The organism is Pedobacter sp. BS3, assembly GCF_008274585.1.
Classification (GTDB): domain Bacteria; phylum Bacteroidota; class Bacteroidia; order Sphingobacteriales; family Sphingobacteriaceae; genus Hufsiella_A.
Window position 1 is genome coordinate 1 of sequence record NZ_VTRT01000006.1, and the last position, 20,428, is coordinate 20,428.

Annotated in this window: 19 protein-coding genes and 1 riboswitch; of the genes, 9 read left to right on the forward strand and 10 right to left on the reverse strand. The window is 43.3% G+C overall.

The window, feature by feature from the left end:
- Positions 1 to 196: 196 nt before the first annotated feature.
- Together FW774_RS15175 and FW774_RS15180 are read right to left on the reverse strand one after the other, a co-directional pair.
- On the reverse strand, positions 197 to 1,681 hold the full coding sequence (locus tag FW774_RS15175; protein WP_149349062.1) for a DUF4270 domain-containing protein: 1,485 nt from the start codon (positions 1,679 to 1,681) through the stop codon (positions 197 to 199).
- Positions 1,682 to 1,696: 15 nt separating this feature from the next.
- Complete coding sequence (locus FW774_RS15180) at positions 1,697 to 2,524, reverse strand: glycogen/starch synthase (protein ID WP_149349063.1); 828 nt, start codon at positions 2,522 to 2,524, stop codon at positions 1,697 to 1,699.
- Positions 2,525 to 2,672: 148 nt separating this feature from the next.
- On the opposite strand from FW774_RS15180, the gene panC reads away from it, so the two are divergent.
- From panC to rfaE2, 3 genes are read left to right on the forward strand one after another with little or no spacing between them, the layout of a single operon-like run.
- Positions 2,673 to 3,515 carry a pantoate--beta-alanine ligase gene (panC, locus tag FW774_RS15185; protein WP_149349064.1) on the forward strand — a complete coding sequence of 281 codons (843 nt, stop codon included), beginning with the start codon at positions 2,673 to 2,675 and terminating at the stop codon, positions 3,513 to 3,515.
- 50 nt (positions 3,516 to 3,565) lie between these two features.
- Positions 3,566 to 3,916: an aspartate 1-decarboxylase gene (gene panD, locus FW774_RS15190; RefSeq protein WP_149349065.1), complete on the forward strand. Its 351-nt coding sequence runs from the start codon at positions 3,566 to 3,568 to the stop codon at positions 3,914 to 3,916.
- 36 nt (positions 3,917 to 3,952) lie between these two features.
- The gene (rfaE2, locus tag FW774_RS15195; RefSeq protein ID WP_149349066.1) at positions 3,953 to 4,453 is read left to right on the forward strand and encodes a D-glycero-beta-D-manno-heptose 1-phosphate adenylyltransferase; all 501 of its coding nucleotides are present in this window, start codon (positions 3,953 to 3,955) and stop codon (positions 4,451 to 4,453) included.
- Between the two features lie 147 nt (positions 4,454 to 4,600).
- On the opposite strand, the gene FW774_RS15200 is transcribed toward rfaE2, so the two are convergent.
- Complete coding sequence (locus tag FW774_RS15200) at positions 4,601 to 5,110, reverse strand: hypothetical protein (RefSeq protein WP_149349067.1); 510 nt, start codon at positions 5,108 to 5,110, stop codon at positions 4,601 to 4,603.
- A gap of 141 nt (positions 5,111 to 5,251) precedes the next feature.
- Between FW774_RS15200 and FW774_RS15205 the strand changes: the two genes are divergently transcribed.
- The gene (locus FW774_RS15205) at positions 5,252 to 6,031 is read left to right on the forward strand and encodes an SDR family NAD(P)-dependent oxidoreductase (RefSeq protein WP_149349068.1); all 780 of its coding nucleotides are present in this window, start codon (positions 5,252 to 5,254) and stop codon (positions 6,029 to 6,031) included.
- A gap of 7 nt (positions 6,032 to 6,038) precedes the next feature.
- Here the strand turns inward: FW774_RS15205 and FW774_RS15210 are convergent, their stop codons facing one another.
- The 6 genes from FW774_RS15210 to FW774_RS15235 all read right to left on the reverse strand — a co-directional run bounded on the left by FW774_RS15210 (position 6,039) and on the right by FW774_RS15235 (position 12,915).
- Positions 6,039 to 6,533, reverse strand: a complete 495-nt coding sequence (locus FW774_RS15210; protein ID WP_149349069.1) for a GNAT family N-acetyltransferase — start codon at positions 6,531 to 6,533, stop codon at positions 6,039 to 6,041.
- A gap of 2 nt (positions 6,534 to 6,535) precedes the next feature.
- A complete protein-coding gene (locus tag FW774_RS15215) occupies positions 6,536 to 7,102 on the reverse strand; it encodes a thiamine pyrophosphokinase (protein WP_149349070.1) in 567 nt (188 codons plus the stop codon).
- A 177-nt stretch (positions 7,103 to 7,279) separates the two neighbouring features.
- On the reverse strand, positions 7,280 to 8,386 hold the full coding sequence (locus FW774_RS15220) for an acyl-CoA dehydrogenase (RefSeq protein WP_149349071.1): 1,107 nt from the start codon (positions 8,384 to 8,386) through the stop codon (positions 7,280 to 7,282).
- Positions 8,387 to 8,480: 94 nt separating this feature from the next.
- Positions 8,481 to 9,095, reverse strand: coding sequence for a nicotinamide riboside transporter PnuC (gene pnuC, locus FW774_RS15225; protein WP_149349072.1), 615 nt, complete (start codon positions 9,093 to 9,095; stop codon positions 8,481 to 8,483).
- Positions 9,096 to 9,097: 2 nt separating this feature from the next.
- A complete protein-coding gene (locus FW774_RS15230; protein ID WP_317132766.1) occupies positions 9,098 to 11,560 on the reverse strand; it encodes a TonB-dependent receptor in 2,463 nt (820 codons plus the stop codon).
- Positions 11,561 to 11,609: 49 nt separating this feature from the next.
- Positions 11,610 to 11,806, reverse strand: a riboswitch (TPP riboswitch).
- A 233-nt stretch (positions 11,807 to 12,039) separates the two neighbouring features.
- Positions 12,040 to 12,915: a DUF4886 domain-containing protein gene (locus FW774_RS15235; protein ID WP_149349073.1), complete on the reverse strand. Its 876-nt coding sequence runs from the start codon at positions 12,913 to 12,915 to the stop codon at positions 12,040 to 12,042.
- A gap of 239 nt (positions 12,916 to 13,154) precedes the next feature.
- On the opposite strand from FW774_RS15235, the gene FW774_RS15240 reads away from it, so the two are divergent.
- The 5 genes from FW774_RS15240 to FW774_RS15260 all read left to right on the forward strand — a co-directional run bounded on the left by FW774_RS15240 (position 13,155) and on the right by FW774_RS15260 (position 17,538).
- Positions 13,155 to 13,694 carry an AAA family ATPase gene (locus tag FW774_RS15240; protein ID WP_149349074.1) on the forward strand — a complete coding sequence of 180 codons (540 nt, stop codon included), beginning with the start codon at positions 13,155 to 13,157 and terminating at the stop codon, positions 13,692 to 13,694.
- 69 nt (positions 13,695 to 13,763) lie between these two features.
- Positions 13,764 to 15,065, forward strand: a complete 1,302-nt coding sequence (locus FW774_RS15245; RefSeq protein ID WP_149349075.1) for a UDP-N-acetylmuramoyl-tripeptide--D-alanyl-D-alanine ligase — start codon at positions 13,764 to 13,766, stop codon at positions 15,063 to 15,065.
- Positions 15,066 to 15,125: 60 nt separating this feature from the next.
- Positions 15,126 to 16,547: a 23S rRNA (uracil(1939)-C(5))-methyltransferase RlmD gene (gene rlmD / locus FW774_RS15250; protein ID WP_149349076.1), complete on the forward strand. Its 1,422-nt coding sequence runs from the start codon at positions 15,126 to 15,128 to the stop codon at positions 16,545 to 16,547.
- A gap of 1 nt (position 16,548) precedes the next feature.
- Positions 16,549 to 16,944 carry a hypothetical protein gene (locus tag FW774_RS15255; protein ID WP_149349343.1) on the forward strand — a complete coding sequence of 132 codons (396 nt, stop codon included), beginning with the start codon at positions 16,549 to 16,551 and terminating at the stop codon, positions 16,942 to 16,944.
- Positions 16,945 to 17,028: 84 nt separating this feature from the next.
- The gene (locus tag FW774_RS15260) at positions 17,029 to 17,538 is read left to right on the forward strand and encodes a phosphoribosyltransferase family protein (RefSeq protein WP_149349077.1); all 510 of its coding nucleotides are present in this window, start codon (positions 17,029 to 17,031) and stop codon (positions 17,536 to 17,538) included.
- Between the two features lie 21 nt (positions 17,539 to 17,559).
- On the opposite strand, the gene FW774_RS15265 is transcribed toward FW774_RS15260, so the two are convergent.
- Positions 17,560 to 20,142 (reverse strand): NACHT domain-containing protein, encoded by a 2,583-nt coding sequence (locus FW774_RS15265; RefSeq protein ID WP_149349078.1) that lies wholly within the window; start codon positions 20,140 to 20,142, stop codon positions 17,560 to 17,562.
- Between the last annotated feature and the right edge of the window lie 286 nt (positions 20,143 to 20,428).

The window sequence follows — 20,428 nt, forward strand, 5'->3', positions numbered from 1 at the left end:
TTGATAACTACTTCCCAGGCATTACGGTTTCCTATATAGCCTACTATTCCACACATAGTGTTAAGTCAAAATTAAAAATTCAAAACGACTAACGTACTAAAAACCACCAACATAAAAACATATTATAAAGACAATCTATAATTGACCTGACAGTAGTTTGGTTGGTTTTTGCAGGCTAAATTAGCAAAAGCTACGGTTAATTCAACTTGGTATAGATAATATTAAGCCGTATTTTATAATTACCGCTGTTGCCACCCAGTATAGCAGGAGCTGCTGTTGTTACTGATGGAAGTATATCTGTTTTGGAGCCGGCAGAACGCAAAAGTCCGCTTTTTACAGGGGCTATGTACGCGTTATACTGCGTTGATCTTCCGTCAAGCAGATCCTGCAGATAAGATGTAATGATAAATACATAGCGCTGATGCGTAAAATCGCCCGCATCTTTTTTATACGATTGCAACAATCCGCCGTAAGAGCCATCCGGCAACGCTCGTATATCGCCATAAGAATTGGTCTGACCGCCGTTGTTGTCAGGTATGGGTTGACGCTGTCCGGCAATATCGGTACAATAAAAACCGAGTCGTGGCGCCGGTTTAAGCGATGTAGGGATATCCTGGTTTATTTCTACTACCAGCTCGGCTTTATTGATGGTGAAATTTCCAAGTTCTTTTAATTTCTTAATGTATGGGAAGTTTACCAAGGTCCGCAAACCACCCAGAGGCTGTACATATAAAGTATCGTGCAATGGCAAAGGTGGATTCGTTGGAAAAACACCGTTCTTAATACTCTTATTCGCTTGAACCTGCTCTTGGATTTTGGGGCCTAACTGTGTCGAATAATCATGTTTAATGCTGGCCGCTGCATTTGAGCTGCTCAGGCTAAATGTGGTCATGATGGTATCTTTTGTGGTACCATCATCTGTACGGTAATAGATCTCTAAACGGCTGCTGTCGGCAGTGGCCAGGTCAAAAAATACAACACCTCCCTTACCCGAAGACTGTGATTTATTGATGGTCAGGTACAGTCCTTTAATAAAATTATTGAAAGCGGTAGTTGTAGCAAATTTATCTGAACCGGCATTCAGGAAATTGTTATTGATAAAGCTGCTGCTGATAGGAATACGCAGTTGCGGGTACCGCACACGGGCAGTATCAGGCTTACCGGATACGATATCGGTAATCAGCACGCTGTCCTGCAATGCGAAGTTATTTACCGTTTTGCTGCCAATAACGGTAGAATTATAATTCCATTGTTTGGTATTGTAATAATTGGCGGTTAGGTTAAACGTTTCGTTTAGCTGATGGACATTAACGGCATAGGTGGAATTATCCGCATCGCCGTAAAATGTATCACCATATTTTAGCACCAGCACCGCCGAGTCTAAAACCGGTGAAGTGCCGAAGGTTAATCCGGTTTGAGGCAGGGTGAGTGCCATTGCGAGATTGGCTTCGGTGGTGCCGAATTCGTCCTGCAGGTAACCCAGGGGCGACTGGCTTTGTCCACGGGTGATTACCGAATCTTCTTTTACGGTATAGGCTCGTACGGTTACCGTATCCGTGGCACTTGCATCAATTTGTTTATCCGGCGATATTTCTAAGCCAATACCATCTGGTTTTTTACAGGCATTTAAAAGAAAAAGACTTATCAACAGGGTTAATAAGTCTAATTTTATGTATCTCATTCTGATAATTCCTTATTAAGCTAAAGAAACGATTTCTTCGTTTGCAATTTCTTCGTAAAGGTTATAATAATTTTCGAAATCTGAAGCGGAATCTAATTCCAATATGTGTTTATTGGCGTTTTTAACATAATTTAACACATCAGCGCTAACGTTATCTTCGGCTGAATAAACAACTGCATCCGAAAAATTAATAGCTCCGAAATGCAGCGCATCGCATGTTCCGGGCGTAAATACTTCGGTGTGCTCTTTGTTAATACCATTTAAAGTGGCTTTGCGGGCAAAATCATCATTAAGTGTTTCGCTGAATCCATCTTCGTACAAAGAATATACAACCTTGGAATTTTTAAAGGTCGGGTCATCCTTATATATGGTTTTTAAATAAGCCGGTACCAATGCGCTCATCCATCCGTGGCAGTGTACCACATCGGGCGCCCATCCTAATTTTTTTACGGTCTCTAACGCACCTTTGCAGAAAAAGATCATGCGTTCATCGTTGTCTTCGTAAAACTTGTCATTAGCATCCCTGAATACGTGCTTGCGATGAAAATATTCGTCGTTATCCAGAAAATATACCTGCATACGTGCTGCGGGGATAGATGCAACCTTAATGATCAACGGATTATCATTATCATCAATAATAATATTCATTCCCGAGAGCCGTATCACTTCGTGTAAGCGATTACGCCGTTCATTGATATTGCCAAACCTGGGCATCAGAATACGAATTTCAAAGCCCTTATCCTGCATGGCCTGGGGAAGTTGACGGGTTATTTCAGAAATTTTTGTTAACTCGAGGAAAGGCGACATCTCGTGGGTAATATACAATAGCTTCGTTTTTGCCATCTCCAACTTTTAAATTTTTTGATTTAAGAATAGAAATTCGGAATGCAAATATAAGCATTATCTTAGGATATATCAACCAATTATGCAAATAAGGCTTGCTATTTCTTAAACAAATGCCAACCTTTGCCGGTTAAAATCCAACCGGAACTTGAATATAGCTACTACTAAGGCGGCCTTGCGGGATCATCTGGAGCCGCTGAGACAACAGCATAAAAGCATTGGTTTTGTTCCTACGATGGGTGCTTTGCACCAGGGGCATATCGCCCTGATTGAAAGATCACAGGAGCAGGCCGATGTAACTGTATGCAGCATTTTTGTAAATCCTACCCAGTTTAATGATCCGGAAGATTTGAAAAAATACCCGAAACCGGTAGCGCAGGATATTCACAAATTAGAGCAGGCCGGTTGCGATGTGCTTTTTTTACCCTCGGTAGAAGAGATGTACCCGCCGGGCGAACCGGACTGGCATATTGATCTGGGCGATCTGGAAACCCGTTTGGAGGGCGCTTTCAGACCCGGGCATTACCAGGGAGTTACCCAGATTGTAAAGAAGTTGTTTGATGTAGTACAGCCGGATATGGCTTTTTTCGGGCAAAAAGATTATCAGCAGATACTGGTTGTAGCTGAAATGGTTAAACAGTTCGGTATTCCCGTAACCATTGTTACCTGTCCGACTGTGCGGGAAGACAACGGCCTGGCTATGAGTTCGCGAAATGCCCGCCTGTCGGATGAAGAAAAGCAACACGCCCTGGTATTGTCAAGAGCCTTGTTTGAACTAAGGAAGGATTTTGGCCATAAACCGCTGGAGTGGCTTAAACAACGTGCGGTAGCTACCATTAACCATACAACGGGCGTAAATCTTGAGTATTTTGAGATATGCGATGGCACGACACTAAAGCCGGTAAAAACTGAAAACCATGAGCGTATTGTAGCTCTTACCGCTGCTTTTGTGGGCTCTACCCGCCTGATTGATAATATAATTCTGAAGTAATATTGTTTAACCGGAACTTGCGTTTTTAAAGTTTTAACTAACTTTGCACTATGATTATTGAGGTTCTCAAATCAAAAATCCATCGTGTTAGGGTAACGCAGGCGGAGCTGAATTATGTGGGCAGTATCACGATAGATGAAGATCTGATAGACGCTGCCAACATGATACCGAACGAGAAGGTTCAGGTAGTGAATAACAATAATGGCGCCCGTTTTGAAACTTATATTATTAAAGGCGAGCGTGGCTCAGGTATGATTTGTCTTAACGGTTCGTGTGCCAGGTTAGCCCAGGTAGGTGATATTCTTATTATCATGTCGTATGCGCACATGCCTATGGATGAAGCACGGGCTTATGAACCTATATTGGTTTTCCCGGATGATAATAACCGGTTGCTGAAATAATGAAATAAGTCAAAACCCAAAAAAGCAAACGGAGTAATGCACAAGCTGGAAGTTATAGAAAAGAAAATTATGACGGTGGAACAACTGGTTCCGCAGCTTAATATCTGGCGATTTCTGGGCAAAAAAATTGTGTTTACCAACGGTTGTTTTGACCTGCTGCATCTGGGGCATATCGATTACCTGGCTAAGGCGGCAGATATGGGCGATTGCCTGGTTGTCGGGTTAAATTCCGATAGTTCCACATCTGCTCTTAAAGGCCCCAACCGGCCCATAACCGATCAAAAATCGCGATCGCATATACTGGCTTCACTGTTTTTTGTAAGCGCTGTTGTTTTGTTCGATGAAAGTACTCCTTATGAATTGATTAAGGCCGTTAAGCCGGATGTGCTGGTTAAAGGCGCCGATTACACCATTGACCAGATTGTAGGTGCGGATATCGTGCAGGCCAACGGTGGTTCTGTACAAACCATTCAGTATATTGACGGGTATTCTACCTCTGCCATCGAAGCAAAAATCAGGAAGTCCGATCAAATTTGACAACTTTCTAAAAGTTGTCAAATTTTAGAAAGAATTAATCATCCTCAATTAAAAGCTTATTGTTGAAGTAATATTTATTATTCATTTGATCATGAAAATGGATATAGGCTTCAGTATTACCAAACCAGTTTATTACTTCTTCTCTCATTAGCTTACTAGCTGGATTATAAAGAATACGGTTGAACTCCAGTGCCATTCTCTAAAATTACCTATTAAGCCGTGTTTCTGTGGATTAGCATGTATATAATAAACCAGTTGAGTGAAATAATATTCATCGCTTATTAAAGCTCGTTTAAACGGTGTTTGGAATAGTGTTCCAACACGATTTTGCTGCTTATTGAAAGCCATTGCATACGATTGAAAAAATTTGCGAAACTGGCGACTGATGATTTCATGGGTTGATTGCGGATTGGTTGACCTTCTAAATGCTTTTAAGTCTAAATCTGATTTTACCCGAATCAATAAATGAAAATGATTATTCAATAAGCAATATGTATAGGTGTTAATAACGGGTGAAAGGTATTTATCGTATTTTTTCAAAAAGAACGAATAATTATTATCAGTGCGGAATAAGAGCTCTTGATTGACAGTACGATTATATACATGATAATATTGGCCTTCCTCAAACTTAGTATAATAATGTGCTGTGTGAGCCATAATCAAATATATCGATTTTAGCCGGCAATGATGAGAAAGTTATTTTTGACAACTTTTTAAAAGTTGTCAAAAATAAAATCTTAAAGTTGCTAAAGTAGAACAAGCCTGCAAACATTTATATGCAGAGGCTGTTCTAAAACCGTGCATGTATTAAAAGGAAAAACAGCGCTCATTACCGGTTCTGATTCCGGCATTGGTCACGCAATTGCGATAGCATTTGCAAAAGAAGGCGCCAATATTGTTGTTTGTTATCATAGTAATAAGCAAAAAGCCGAAGAAACTGCCGCTGAAATTAAGTCCGCCGGGCAACATGTATTAACCGTACAAGTTGATGTAAGTTCTGAAAACGATGTGAAGCAATTGTTCGAGCGTGCAATTGGCGCTTTTAAAAAGATAGATATACTGGTTAATAGTGCGGCGGTAAATACCGCACACATAAACCTGGAAGATATGCCAACAGCAGTTTTTGACCGCACAATGCGTACAAACCTGTACAGTGTGTTTTTCTGTTGCCGCGAATTTCTTAATCTGCTGAAAGAAGAAAAGGTTTCTAATGCCAGAATCATCAATATCAGCTCTATTCACGAAGATGTTGTTGCGCCGGGCGGGGCTGGTTATAATGCTTCGAAGGGAGCTATTAAAAATTTAACCCGCACGCTGGCTCTCGAGGTGGCTAACCGTGGAATAACGGTAAATAACATTGCCCCGGGAATGATTCTTACACCAATGAACCAGCAGGCTATTGATAACAAATCGGTAAGAGATGAGGCCAGCAGTCATATTCCGTTACACCGGCCCGGAAATGCAGAAGAAGTTGCCAGAGTTGCTGTATTCCTGGCTTCGCCACAATCTGGTTATATAACGGGTTCTACCTATTTTATTGATGGAGGACTGTCTATTAACCTGGGTCAGGGAGCTTAGTGGATTTCTATTTCAAAAGGCTCATTTCCATCACATAATCGTTCATAAAAAACCGGTAATAAGGAATATCAACTTCAGCAACTATGTTAAAGCCTTGCTTTTGATAAAAGCTTAGCGCCGGATTATTGCGGTTTACATTTAGTTGAAGCGCAAGTCCATCCTGTTGCTTACAATGTTCTGCAATGTAAGTAATCAATGCTTTACCCGTACCCTTGCCCTGCTGCGAGGGAAGTACATATAATTTATGGATTTTGTACAGCTTGCGTTTGGGATCTATTAATGAAAATCCGGCGAACCCTACAGCGCTATTATTTTCTTCGGCTAATAAGAAGGTAATGCCTTCAAGCAATTGTTCTTTCAACGCTTCAACCGTATACATATTTTGCAGCATAAGCGCTATCTGTTCATCGGGAATAATATCCCGGTAGGAAGGCCACCAAATGGCTTCGGCCAGGCTACTGATAACGTCAACGTCGTTTAAGGTAGCTATGCGTATCGGCATGATTAAATGCTTTCGGCGATAAAGATAAATTCCTGCGAGAAGCACAGGCTGTAAAATCCGTCCTTAACAGTTTTATAGCAATGTCCGTCAATATGTTCTAATCCTGAAGTTTGTAAATGTGCCGGTTCGATGATAATTTCAATCGACTCGCCGGCTGTTTTCCATTTACTGAAACCGGAGCGTACCGGGAATATCTTTTTATGCGGTGTATAAACCACCAGATCGATATCGTGAACAAATAAAGCGTAATCCTTTACAGCGAATGTATTTGTAATAATATTAACCGAGGGATATTGTTCGCCAACAAAATATTTCAACCCGTCCGATAGCGGGTCGTCTTCGGTTGGCAAAACGAGGGTATGCGCCTGTGCAGGAAAGTGCTCATCAGGCGTAAGTACAGCATCGATTTTAACACCCAGCGAATCGGCATGTTCATACGCCTGATAAGATACCATAACGGTTGGGCTCCATTCCAGTAGCTGACCCAGATGCTCGTGGTTAAAATCCTCCAGGTCAATAATCAGCAAGGCTGGTTCCTGCTTTTCGCGTACAATGTGATGTGACGACATGCGATGCCAAAGTTAAACGTTATAGGTTGTAAGTTATAGGTTTTAGGTAAAAGGTTGGAAGGCGGAAGGCAATTAGTGATAAGTTTTAGGTTATACGTAGTACGTTTTAAGCTATAATAAAGACAAGAAGCACAGTCTTGCTCCCCTTTCCCTTGGAGAGGGGTTGGGGGTGAGGCTTCACTCTGAAAAAGTGAGCAGGCTATGCTGGCTGGCTGTATGAATATCCCGCCATACCCGGTTTATTTCGGATGCCGGGTTAGCAGCTATCAGTCCGCAAAAGGGATAAAGCTCGTCGGTACAGGTGATGGCATATCTTGCCAAAGCACGACTGCTCACACTGGTTGCCTGTAGTATTTGCTGAGGGATAGACTCGTTTTTGTTGCAAAACTGCCAGGAACGCTCAATATACTGGTAAAAGGAAACACGTAATTCGCTGATATGGTCTTTAACCTGGCGAAGTTTGCCGTTCAGCAGTTGTTTTTGCTTGTCGGTGAGTTTTTTGCTGTGCATACGTTGTTCAAAAAACTGTTCGCACAAATCCATAAAATGGATGGCCATACCGCTAATGTTTGCAGCCAGCGTAGTTTCAGCCAGCTGCAAAAACGGGTAACGATGAACAGGATTGTCTATTACTGTATTCTCCGCATCAATTTTAAAGCACCTGCTTGTGGGTACATGCAGTTTTTTTATAGCAAATGAATGACTGCCGGTTGCTACCATCCCGATGCTGCTCCAAGCAGGCACTAATTCTACTTCATCTTTTTTAAAAATGAATGATAAAATCAGCGGGCTGCCATCGGCATTGAGCACGGGCGTATTCTCTTCGGTAATTACACAGTTTGCCGTAAACCATGTGGTGTGTGGGGCTCCGGTGGCATATTTCCATTGTCCGTTAATCTCATATCCAGTGGAGGTAATGTTAGCCGTGCCGGTGGGCGCTCCGCTGCCTCCCAGGCATACATCGCGGTCGGCAAAAATCTTTTCGGCGATATCCGGCGATAAGAAACCTCCGAACCAGCCGGCCCCGCAGCATAAGGTTACCGTCCAGCCAAAGCTACCATCGGCCCAGCTCATACCTTCTTCCAGTTTAATGGCATCGGGTAAATTAAATTGCAGCCCACCATATACGTTGGGTACAAACAATTTAAACCATTGCTGCCGGTAAATCAATTCCAATTGTTTAGAATGCAGACTTCCGCGTTGCTCGGCCTGAGCCGCATACTGACGGATAATTGCTGTCCATTCAGTATTCAGAAAAGATGAAGGGTGCGGTGTTTGATGCATAGTGTTGCGGGTTACCTGTTATGAGTTGTGTGTTACCGTTACCTTATGAGCTGTACAAAATTTTCTCCGTAACAGGTAACCCACAACACGTAACTCATATTGTGCGTTCCTGCCGGTATAATTTCTTCCATTCACGATATCCTAAAATAGCTATAATGAACAGGAAAATAGTTAATAAAGCGAAAAGCGGCAACTTTTTATGAAACAGCAGCGGCACGGCAAAAAAGTTGGATATATTCAGTAAAATCCAGTTTTCCATTTTACGCCGGGCCAGCAGCCACATACCTGCCCATGCGGCTGATGATACCCAGGCATCTATCAGCGGCACATCAGAATCGGTAAAATGTTTCAATGCCAGGTACAAGATGACCCATCCGCCAAAAACAATAGCCAGCGTAATTAACCATTCCTGCCGGGTGGAGTAACTTATTTTTACCGGCGGCTCATTTTTTTTGCGATACCAGTATATCCAGCCGTAAACGCTCATCACCACATAGTACACATTCAGCAGGCATTCGGCGTACAGGCGGGCCTCAACCAGCAAAACCATAGAAAGCAGGATGCCGGCTATCCCGGTAGGGTATAGCCAAACATTATTCACCCGGGCCAGCAGTACTTCGGCCACGCCTAAAGAAACAGCTATCCATTGCAGGATAGTTGTTTCTTTAAGCTGTTCGGCCAGCAAATGATACCAGTTTTGCCACTCCATACTTAAAATTTTACGTTCAGCGCCAGCAGGAAATTGCGTGTTGCCTGCGGGAAGTAGAAGTTCTCGGTAATCATGCGATGGTCTACAACCGAGCTGTAGGTATAACCATTGCTTTCATACCGCTCGCTGAACAGGTTATTTACCATCAGGGTTAGCCCGATATTTTTAATCCCCGTGAAAGCGGTTTGATAATGCAGGCGTAAGTCATTTACAAAAAACGGGTCGAGCTGCCGTTTGCCGTTGGATGTGTTATCCAGGTATTGCCGTCCCACATACTTAGATAACAAGGCAATTTCAGCATTTTTTACCGGCTGCCAGCTCAGCTCGCTGGATGCGATAAAGTTTGGTGAAAAGGCAATATCCGGTTTGTCGTAACTGTTAACGATGGTATTGACCAGGTCATAATTGGCATCGTACTCATAAATCACTTCGTCAAACTGTTTGATTTTGTTGCGGCTTAATGTTGCCGTTAATCCCCAGGTTAATGAGGGCACCAGCTTTGTCCGGGCATCCAGCTCCAGGCCCATACGTGAACTTATCGGCACATTTTGCCGGATGGATTCGCCGACATCATTTACAGCGCCGGTTAAAATCAGCTGGTCTTTATAAAACATGCCGTAGGCGTTCAGCCCGATATTAAACCCGGAAGTGGCGATACGGTAGCCGGCTTCCACATCCTGCAGGTTTTCTGATTTCGGACGGGTTGCCGGTGTGGAGTTTACATAATCGTCGCGGTTAGGCTCTTTGTTAGCCACAGCATACGAAATATAAATATTGCTGTTGTCTGTAAGCTGATGCATGATGCCCACTTTCGGGTTAAAAAAGTTGAGCCTATCATGCTGGTCCAGCGGACTGCGGTTTTTGTCTGTTCCGCTGATGGTGTAATCAATATTACGGTATTGTAAATCGCCATACAAACTGGTTTTACCCAACTGATAAGTGGCTTTTAGATACGTGTTAAAATCTTTTTTAACGCCTTTGCCATCGTAATAATGCTGATGAATATCGCCATCCGATGCATACTGCGCCCAGATTACCTCGCCAAAATGACGTCCATCGTATTCGTTATAAGCGCCGCCCCAGGTAAGATTGAACTTTAGCGATGGTTTATAGTCCAGCGAATAGGTGAGGCCGTAGAAATCATTATCCAGCCAGCGGCGGCGAACAAGGTCGGTTTTGCTTATGGTTTCTGAACCAATCAGGACATTATCTAACCCGTAATTGGCCAGCTTCTGGCTGTATTTGTACTCCTCGTAATACCCACGGCCATACGTATAATGCAAGGCGCCGTTAAATGTCAGCTGGTTTGAAAAATGGTGCGAATACAGCAGTTGGTAATGGTCTTGTGTATAATTATCCGTCTGGTCAGGATACAGGAACTGGCTGTATTTGCGGTTGTCTGCATTAAACAAATTGAGCGAATCGGCGGTGGTATTGTACAGGTAACCTACGTTATCGTAATAATGGCGGTACAGGCTGTCCATATTTCCGGTAAGCTTAGCTTCGGGCACACCATTCCACACCTGGAACGTGGTTTCCTTGCCGGACAGCACATTTACACGAAGCAAATCTTTTTTGCCGTAATATGCGCCGCTCAGGAAGAACGATTTTAAATCGGATGAGCCTCTATCCACATAACCGTTGGATTTAATCCGCGATAAGCGGCCATCAAAAGTAAATTTACCGTTAATGAGACCTGTGCCAACGTTTACGGTGTTTTTCCAGGTATTGTACGAACCGAATGTATTGTTCAGCTCGGCATAAGCGGAATCACGGCGGGTATTGGTCTGGATGTTCAGGCTGGCGCCAAACGCCCCGGCGCCGTTGGTTGAAGTGCCCACGCCACGCTGTACCTGGATATTGTCTACCGATGAGGCGAAATCAGGAAGGTCGATGAAAAAGCTGCCCTGGCTTTCCGCGTCGTTCAGCGGGATTCCGTTAATGGTTACGTTGGTCCGGGTCGGGTCGCTGCCGCGGATGCGGATTCCGGTGTAACCAATTCCTGCCCCGGCATCGGAGGAAACCACTACCGAAGGCGTTTGATTAAGCAGGTAAGGCAAATCCTGGCCTAAATTGTTTTTCTCGATTTCGGCTTTACTGATATTGCGGTACGTAGCGCCGGTATTGCTGGTGGCACGGGTAGCGCTTACCAATACCTCGTCAACAAGCTGGCTGACCGGAGCCAAAGTAATATTGTACGTTTGGTTGCCGGTAACCCGGATGGTGCGGCTTTGGGTTTGATAACCCAGAAAAGAAACCCGGATTAGGTGTTCTCCAGCTGTTACATCGTTAAATTGATACGTTCCGTCTGAACCGGACTGAGTAACCCGGTTGCCCAGGTAAACACTGGCTCCCGGCAAAGATTCGCCGGTAGAATTGCTGATTTTTCCGTTTACCACAAACTGCGCCATAGCTAACGCAGGCAACAGGATAACTGCCAGGGCAGTTAAAAAATGTTTTTTCACGTTTCTGAATAATTTTTAGTTAAACAATGCTGCATGCAGGGGAACGTGCAGATACGTTAACTTACCTCCCTACGCCGGCATTACCCGGATCAGGTGCTTGAAAAAGTGAGGCTATGGCGCTGACACATTTCAGCGTTAACCTTCAGCTTTTTCAATGGGTATAATCTCAGCCTGTTTTTGTGTTTGAGCGTGGTTTAGCTAGCATGTTGCCACATCATCACAAACAAGGCACCCCTATTAATGAGGCAAAGGTATAAAAATTGTTTGGTTTGGTAGGACAAACGCATCTAAAAAAATGGTGGCGTCATTGTCCCCAGGTTTCGGGAAAGGGCGGGATTGCGGGTAGAGTGAAGCAATCTCGTTGTTAATTGCAAGATTGCTTCGGCTCACACGGCCCCACGCAGCCTCGCAATGACGTGAACGTCTTGATGTATTTGCCCTGAGTTGTTTAGTTGTTGGGCTCTTATAATTACCTATGACTATGGTTTCTTGCCGGTATTGATTTTAGTTACTTTAAACGGATGCCGTATAGCGGCGTGTGCGGCTTGTTTGGCTACTTCGGCAGCTTCCGGGCTTACTTTTTCAGGACGATAACGTTCGGTGGGGGCTTCTTCACCAAACAAGGCCTCAAACCAGGTGCAGGCCGCGATAAACCGGCCAATATATAAATCTAAATGATGACCGTCACGGGTGAGGTTATTACCCAAAAAGGTGTTGCGGGCATTCTGAATGGCGGTGCCCGATGGTACGATCAGGTCAAAATGGAATTTTTTCCTGGCCTTGGCAGACGCTTCCATAATTTTACTGTACATCTGTAATTGGTTACTTCCGTAATCAGCATAACCTGCATGGGTAGAGTTGGGTGCGTAAGCCCAGGTTTGGTGCCAGATATATTTCACATGAGGGTCATTCACACTGTCTAAAAAATGTTTTATCCCTATGAGCGGTTCAATATACGTTTCAAACTTGCCTGATAATACGCTGGCCTGCTGGATGGAAACATAATCCCACGGCTCGTTCTTCAGGGCGGTGAGAATGCTCACATCGGCGGTTGTTGTTTTATGTCCGTCTGCGAAAATTTTCCGGTAGCTGTAGGCACTTTTATTACCCTGAATGTTTTGCCAGTGAAGCGATAGCGGTGCGCCGCCAATATACAGGTTCCCGATAACGATATGTTTGCCTGCCGCATCTGCCAATTCATGCAGGTACTGTTCTACAGCATCCTGAGAAAAACTGTTGCCGATAGCCAATACCCGGAGTGTATCGTTATTAGCCGGTTGGCCAAACATCACAGCTGGTGATGTAATCAATAATAGAATGAAAAATAACCGGGATATTTTCTTTGACAGGATCATTGGTTTCAAAATTATCTGATAGTTTGACTTCAAACTTAAGTAAAATGCCTGAAAGGAGAAAGGTTAAGGGTTGGATAAATACCCACGGAAGAAAATATTGCCGGAATAAATCAAAGGATCGTATATCTTCTGATTTTATCCTGTAAATTGCTTTTTACCTGTTCAGAGGTGTTTGCCCTGTGTAACTTGCGCTCATTTTAAGACTATAAGCAATAGTTTTAACTATCTTAGCCTCAAAAATGGATAGCCAGGAGGTCATTAAAATAGCCGTTGTAGGCCCTGAATCAACCGGTAAATCAACGCTTTCGGAGCAGCTGGCAGCACATTATCGTACCGTTTGGGTGCCCGAATATTCCCGCGAATATTGCAGTCGTTTAACGGGCGATTGCACCTGGGAAGATGAGATCAATATCTTTTACGGGCAGCTGGAATTAGAAAAGCGATGGCTACCCCGGGCCAATAAGTTACTGATATGCGACACTACGTTTATAACCGTTAAAGTCTGGAGCGAGCATGTATTCGGGCGGGCTCCGCAACAGGTGCTGGATGAGCTGCCCCGTCACCTTTACGATCTGTACCTGCTTATGGATATCGATCTGCCCTGGCAGGATGACCCTTTACGAAATTTCCCCGGCCTGAGGGCGCACTTTATGAACGTTTGGGAAAGCGAGCTCAGGCAACTCAATGCTTCCTACCAGCTCATATCCGGACTTGAAGAGCAACGTTTTCAGGCGGCTGTGCAAACCATAGATCGTTTCCTGGAGCAGTATGATAAATGACGTCATCCTACTTGTAACTTTCTGCCGTTAACTTTCTACTTTCAACCTGATATCTTTTATTTTCGCAGTATGACAATCGAACAGCTTTACGGCCTGTACACTCAATACCCGGTAATTTGCACCGACACCCGGAAAATTACTGAAGGATGCCTGTTTTTTGCCTTAAAAGGCGAAAATTTTGATGCCAACCAGTTTGCCGGTCAGGCCATAGCGTTGGGGGCAGCTTACGCGATCATTGACCGTGCTGAGTGCCAGGCCGGCGAACGTTTTATCTTAGCAGATGATGTGCTGACTACTTTACAGCAATTAGCACGATACCACCGCGACAGGCTGAATATCCCGGTAATCGGTATCACCGGCACAAATGGGAAAACCACAACCAAAGAGCTGATCAACGCAGTTTTAAGCCAGAAATATACCACCTATGCTACACAGGGCAACCTGAATAACCATATTGGTGTTCCGCTTACCTTGTTAGCTGTTGGCCGGGATATTGAAATAGCTGTTATCGAGATGGGGGCCAATCATCCCGGTGAAATTGAATTTCTTTGCAACATTGCCCGGCCAACACATGGCATTATTACCAATGTTGGCAAGGCGCACCTGGAAGGTTTTGGCGGATATGAAGGCGTGAAACGCACCAAAGGCGAATTATACAGGCATCTTGCCCAAACCCGCGGCATTGCCTTTATTAATCACGATAATACGGAGCTGATAGCCATGAGTAACCTTGCGGCATTGCAGAACAGGATTTACTACGGCACGGGTACGGATAATGTTGTAAGTGGCAGTTTTGATATTATTGATAATTTTCTACGGGTACATTGGAAGCATCCAGATGGTACGTTGCATGAAGCGCAGTCAAACCTTACGGGAACCTATAATTTTGAAAATGTGCTTGCCGCCATTTGCATCGGCAGTTTTTTTGAGCTTCCACCTGAGCAGGTTAACCGGGGAGTAGCGGCCTACCGGCCAACCAATAATCGCTCGCAGATTACCCAAACCGGGCATAATGTGTTGGTTTGCGACTATTACAACGCCAATCCCAGCAGCATGGCTGTAGCTCTGGAAAACCTGGCTGCCTTGAAGGCAGAACATAAGGCCGTAATTTTAGGCGATATGTTTGAGCTGGGCGCTGAGGCAGCGCAGGAGCACCAGGCTGTAGTGCAACGTGCGGCAAGCCTGGACTTAGATAAGCGCATTTTTGTTGGTAAGGAGTTTTATGAGCTACGCCATCGCTTTGCAGGAGATTTTTACCTGACCACGGCCGATGCTTATGCAGCCCTGAAGCAACATCCACTGGAAAATTACACCATTCTCTTAAAAGGTTCGCGAAGTATGAAGCTTGAGCAATTGGTTGAACTGCTGTAAAAAGGCAAGCCTTTAAAGCCAGTTTATAAATTCCCTAAAATTGGCGTATTTTTGCCATCCATGAGAAGAAACTGCGGTTCCGAAACGCTTATTCCTGACGTAGAGATTATTGATATTGCCGAAGAAGGTAAGGGCGTAGGTAAAGCCAGCGACCTGGTGCTGTTTATTGATAAGGGTGTTCCCGGCGATATGGTTGATGTATCGGTATATCGCAAGAAGAAGAACTTCGCGGAAGCAAAAATTACAGGCTTCAAACGATTATCGTCACACCGTACAGAGCCCTTTTGCCAGCATTTTGGCGTATGCGGTGGCTGCAAATGGCAGCACATGACTTACGGTGCACAGTTACAGTACAAGCAGAAAAGCGTAACCGATGCCTTGACCCGTTTAGCCAAAACAGACCTTACCGGGCTTGAACCGATTCTGCCGTCTGCCGAAACGCAATTCTATCGTAATAAGCTCGAATTTACATTCTCGAATAAGCGCTGGCTAACCGGTGCCGATGATATAACTCCGGATAGTATCGATATGAATGCGCTCGGTTTTCATGTGCCGCTGCGGTTCGATAAAATACTCGATATTGAGAAATGCTGGCTGCAGGCTGACCCTTCAAACGAAATCCGTAATAAAATAAGGCAATATGCGTTGGTTAATCAACTTTCGTTTTACGATTTGCGTAATCACGAAGGTGCGCTTCGCAACCTGATCATCCGCACCAGCTCAACCGGTGAGCTTATGGTGATCGTGGTTTTCGCTTATGCGGATGATGAACTGATCAACGACTTGATGGAGTATGTAAAACAGGAGTTTCCGCAAATTACCTCGTTGCTCTACATCTGCAACCAGAAAAAGAACGACACCATTTTTGACCAGGAAATTCATGTATATGCCGGTCGCGATCATATTTTTGAAGAAATGCAGGGGCTGCGGTTTAAGATCGGGCCTAAGTCATTTTATCAAACCAATTCCCGGCAGGCGCATGAGCTGTACAAAATAGCCCATGATTTTGCCGGCTTTACCGGTAACGAACTGGTCTATGATTTGTACACCGGAGCCGGAACCATTGCCAACTTTGTAGCCCGGTCGGTAAAGAAAGTAATTGGGGTAGAGTACGTTCCAAGCGCTATCGAAGACGCCAAAATCAACTCGACTATTAATCATATCGACAATACCGAATTTTATGCCGGGGATATGAAAGATGTGCTTACCGCCGGGTTTATGAATCAGCACGGTAAACCCGACGTAGTTATTACCGACCCGCCGCGGGCCGGTATGCATGCCGATGTGGTTAGCCGTTTGCTGGAAATGGAAGCGCCAAAGATAGTTTACGTAAGTTGCAATGCTGCTACGCAGGCCCGCGATATTGCGTTGCTGAAAGAAAAATACGACGTAAAACGCATTCGCCCTGTAGATATGTTTCCGCATACCCAGCACGTAGAAAATGTAGTATTGTTAACTTTGCGGATGGTTGAACAGAATTGAAATGGACTTACAGGATTTATTAAACCAGGAAAACAGCGGTGACGGACAACAGAAAGCAAGTCCGTTAAAAAGCCTTGAAACAGACCTGAAATTTTACAGCGACTCTATGAAAGAAGTGGCCGTAGAAATTATGGTCGAAGGCATTTCGGCATATCCCATTTTCATTGCTCACCAGCATGAAGTAAATATCGGTGAAGTTATTCTGGACAGAAACGAACTGAACACCGAGTGGACCATCCAGGTTTCAACCCTGGAGGAATTTGTAGAGCGCAATATTATACACGAGGATAAAAAAGAGCTCTTTATTAAACATTACAAAAGCGCCCACAAATACATGTGCCTATTTGTAATTGTACCCGAAGGCGCTAATTTTGTGTTTTACCCGTATACAGGTTAAAGTAAAAAGTCAAAATTAAAAATTAAAAAGCTGCAAAGCGCTCACCTTTTAAGGCTGACTTTGAATTAACAGTAATTTAGTAACATGGCCGATAAAAACGTACTCATACTCAATAACAAGCAGGTGCAGCAGCGTATAGACCGCATGGCCTACCAGATTTGGGAAGATAATCTTACTGAAAAAGAGCTGGTCATGGCCGGCATTGCCGATTGCGGTTATGTGCTGGCACAGCGGGTAACGCAGGTGCTCGAAAAAATTTCGGGTATCAGGGTTATCCTGATGAAAATAGAGCTTGATAAAGACAGTACTCATCTAAAGGCTAAAACAGATATTGATATTGAGCAATGCGCCAATAAGGTAGTGGTGCTGGCTGATGATGTGCTGAACAGCGGTCGTACGCTGGCTTACGGATTGGGCGTTTTCCTGGATATACCACTTAAAAAGCTGCGCACTATGGTTATGGTAGACCGTAGCCACCGTGTTTTCCCGGTAACCACCGATTTTACTGGTATTGCGCTGGCTACCGTTTTAAAAGAGCACGTGGATGTTTCGTTAGGAACAAAAACAGGTAAGGACTTTGTTTCGCTGCGGTAGACCCGTTAATCTTCCGTACAGTCACAAATTGGTATATATTTCTTTCTTTGTTCCCCGGTATGCAGGCGAAATAAGATAGTCCAGCGAGATATTTTCTTCTTCTGCCAGAAGCTGTAGCTGATACCGGCTTTCAGCCAGTTTATCATTATCGCCCAGCATGGTATAAATATCAATTAGCAGGTAATAGAGTATGATCTGGTTGAGAACAATCCCGTTTTCCTTAAAAATTTTAATACCCTCCAGCGCATCCTGAATGCTTTGGGTAAAGTTTTCCTTGTTCTTATTCAGTTCGGCCTTTAGTATCAGTAACATGGCTTTGGCATAATTGGTAAATGTGTACCCTTCGTAGTTGGTTCTGATGGCTGTAAGCGTTTTTGCAATTTTTTCGGCAGATTCATTCTGGTTAAGACGGGCGCATGCTATCCCCAGCAGGGTAAGCATATAAATAGAAAAGCTTGAACGCTTATAAAAAAGCTGCGGGTGAATCTCACGTATCGCCATGATAATATTTAATGCTGATGCTTTGTCTCCATAAAATATATTCACAAGTGTTATGAATACATAAGTAATAATCTGTTCAGGCGCAATATTATCGGTTGTCCGGGATGTAAATAATCCGGAAAATTCTTTTAATGTTTTGATGCTATCCGTTAATTCCCTATTAGAAACAGGTATATCAGAAATCTTGCGATAGATCAAACAAAGTGCTTTAAGCGGATAAGCCAGCCAGCTATCCTGAGGAGGTTTAACCTTGCTTAAATACTCAAATTCTGTTTCAATTTGCTTTTTATCGCATTCCAGAGTGGCAATGATCACCAAAATAAAATGGTAAATGATGGCTTCATCCTCATGTTCTGTAAGGCTGAGCAGCGAGTAAATGGCCTCTTTATAACAGGGATCCATAAAATCAAAGTGCACCAGCTCATTGATAAAAGCCTGATGTAACTGCCGTATGGTTGCTACCATTTCCGGCTTTTGCTTTATTTTATTGCTTTTCAGGGTTTCTGCAATAAAAAGTATGATGTAATTTTTTTCGTTCAGGGTAATATGAAGATTTAAGATCCCGGTAAGCGGTTTTAAATCATTATTCATTACCGTGTACCTGATGGCCCATTGCAGCAGATGGAGCCGTACCTGCGCCATCTCATATTCCATATTGATATAGTTAAATAATTGCGCATTAACCCTGCGGTCGAATTTTTCTAATATTTCTATGAACAAAAAATACTCGAATATATTGGGATGAATAAAGCGGATGATCTCCCGTGGGTGCGTGCTTTCAAAATGCTTTTCTTCCAGCAGGATGCCATCTACCAGCAACTGCTCATAAGCATTTTTCAGCATGGTTATTTCCTGCAAAATAGATTCCTTGTATATCAGGTTACCTTTTTTAGCATAGTCTGTGATCTGGATGATCCGCTTTAGCAGGATGAGCTTTTCAGTATAATTTTTAGACAGGTAGATTTTCTGTCGCACAAACCGTGATATGAGCTCATAATAGCTCAGATTTGCGTGGTAATCAAAATCGCGGTTCTCTTCTTTTAGCTGGTAATAAAGCTGGATATAAAAAGGATATTTAAACTGCGACCAAAGCTTGGGATTGATCTTATCCAATTCCACATGGTCAATTTTGGTAACGATCTGGGTGATCTCTTTATCTGTAAGAGGCGGAACGTTTGAAAAATCATCCAGCTGGAAGTAATTACCGCAAAACCACTGCGATTTTAGGTAGGCCGAATGCCGTATACGGTCGTAAAACGTTATCCAGGTAATAGACCGCATGCTCAGTATTATTTTTAACCATTTGTTACTATCGTTAGCGCAGATAAAATTGGTTAAGCTATCAAAAAGATGGCTGATCTGGTCTTTCCTGAACAAAATCTCATCAAACCCATCCATAATAAGTACAATTTTTCCGCGACATTCATCAGGATGCTGATTGAAATAATCGATAAAGCTTTGGTTTATGCTGAACCCGAGCTGTTCATTAATCCAGCTTTCAATATCCAGGGTTACATTATCGGCATTTGAAAGCATATTGGCATTTACAAACAGGATAATGGAATTTGCATGGGGAGCATCGTTGCCCCGAAACAGGTTTTCTACCAAATGGCTTAACAGGATGGTTTTTCCATAGCCCGGTTGTGATATAAAGCAGGTAAAACTATAGTTACTCTTTAAAAAATAATCGATATCACGTTCGGCAAACTGCCTGCTAACCGTTAAATTGTAAGGAATTCCCGAACGGTTCTGAATAGTTTTCAGGGTAAAATCAGTAATAGATTGCGCCCGTTGCTGTACCGCCTCCCATTTGCCAGGCTGTATGCTTACCGATGCTAAAGTTTCTGTTGTACAAAATTCTTCCCAGCTTTCCACATCTATAAATTCACATAGCACGGATATGGTAAAAACCGAGAACTGATGCTTTGCATCGGCAAAACCATACAGGCGTTTTATAGTGGTTTCGCTGATGCTCTTATGAACCTTTCTGCTTATTTCCATGGCGATGGTTTTGCAGTCGGCAGGTGTGACTATCTTAATTCCGGCTTTAAATTGTACTAATTTCTTTAATTGATCTAAGTGTGAAGGGCTAAGTTTCGGCATGGTAATTAACTATTAGGTCACTCGGTTTATTTTTTAAGGAAAATACGAATTAATAATACGGTAATGGCAATGAAAGGTTATGCAATGAACAAAATGAATAAACTGAACATGAAATAATAGATGGATTGACTAATTGGTTGTTAGGGTTTTATTTATATCGGTTGTTCACATAATAGGTTTTATGATAAACTCTTTAAATTAATTTTTGAATAAAATGAATGAAAAGTTGGACGGACACGTGCAACTGAATAAGTTGAATAACGTTTGAAGAAATACATATTAATAA

Bases quoted from the DNA above. Each gene is read 5' to 3' on its own strand.
- panD (WP_149349065.1), top strand. From the start codon at position 3,566: ATGATTATTGAGGTTCTCAAATCAAAAATCCATCGTGTTAGGGTAACG.
- FW774_RS15200 (WP_149349067.1), bottom strand. From the start codon at position 5,110: ATGGCTCACACAGCACATTATTATACTAAGTTTGAGGAAGGCCAATAT.
- FW774_RS15180 (WP_149349063.1), bottom strand. From the start codon at position 2,524: ATGGCAAAAACGAAGCTATTGTATATTACCCACGAGATGTCGCCTTTC.
- FW774_RS15245 (WP_149349075.1), top strand. From the start codon at position 13,764: ATGACAATCGAACAGCTTTACGGCCTGTACACTCAATACCCGGTAATT.
- FW774_RS15265 (WP_149349078.1), bottom strand. From the start codon at position 20,142: ATGCCGAAACTTAGCCCTTCACACTTAGATCAATTAAAGAAATTAGTA.
- FW774_RS15210 (WP_149349069.1), bottom strand. From the start codon at position 6,533: ATGCCGATACGCATAGCTACCTTAAACGACGTTGACGTTATCAGTAGC.
- FW774_RS15175 (WP_149349062.1), bottom strand. From the start codon at position 1,681: ATGAGATACATAAAATTAGACTTATTAACCCTGTTGATAAGTCTTTTT.
- pnuC (WP_149349072.1), bottom strand. From the start codon at position 9,095: ATGGAGTGGCAAAACTGGTATCATTTGCTGGCCGAACAGCTTAAAGAA.
- FW774_RS15235 (WP_149349073.1), bottom strand. From the start codon at position 12,915: ATGATCCTGTCAAAGAAAATATCCCGGTTATTTTTCATTCTATTATTG.
- FW774_RS15240 (WP_149349074.1), top strand. From the start codon at position 13,155: ATGGATAGCCAGGAGGTCATTAAAATAGCCGTTGTAGGCCCTGAATCA.
- FW774_RS15255 (WP_149349343.1), top strand. From the start codon at position 16,549: ATGGACTTACAGGATTTATTAAACCAGGAAAACAGCGGTGACGGACAA.
- rlmD (WP_149349076.1), top strand. From the start codon at position 15,126: ATGAGAAGAAACTGCGGTTCCGAAACGCTTATTCCTGACGTAGAGATT.
- FW774_RS15220 (WP_149349071.1), bottom strand. From the start codon at position 8,386: ATGCATCAAACACCGCACCCTTCATCTTTTCTGAATACTGAATGGACA.
- FW774_RS15215 (WP_149349070.1), bottom strand. From the start codon at position 7,102: ATGTCGTCACATCACATTGTACGCGAAAAGCAGGAACCAGCCTTGCTG.
- FW774_RS15260 (WP_149349077.1), top strand. From the start codon at position 17,029: ATGGCCGATAAAAACGTACTCATACTCAATAACAAGCAGGTGCAGCAG.
- rfaE2 (WP_149349066.1), top strand. From the start codon at position 3,953: ATGCACAAGCTGGAAGTTATAGAAAAGAAAATTATGACGGTGGAACAA.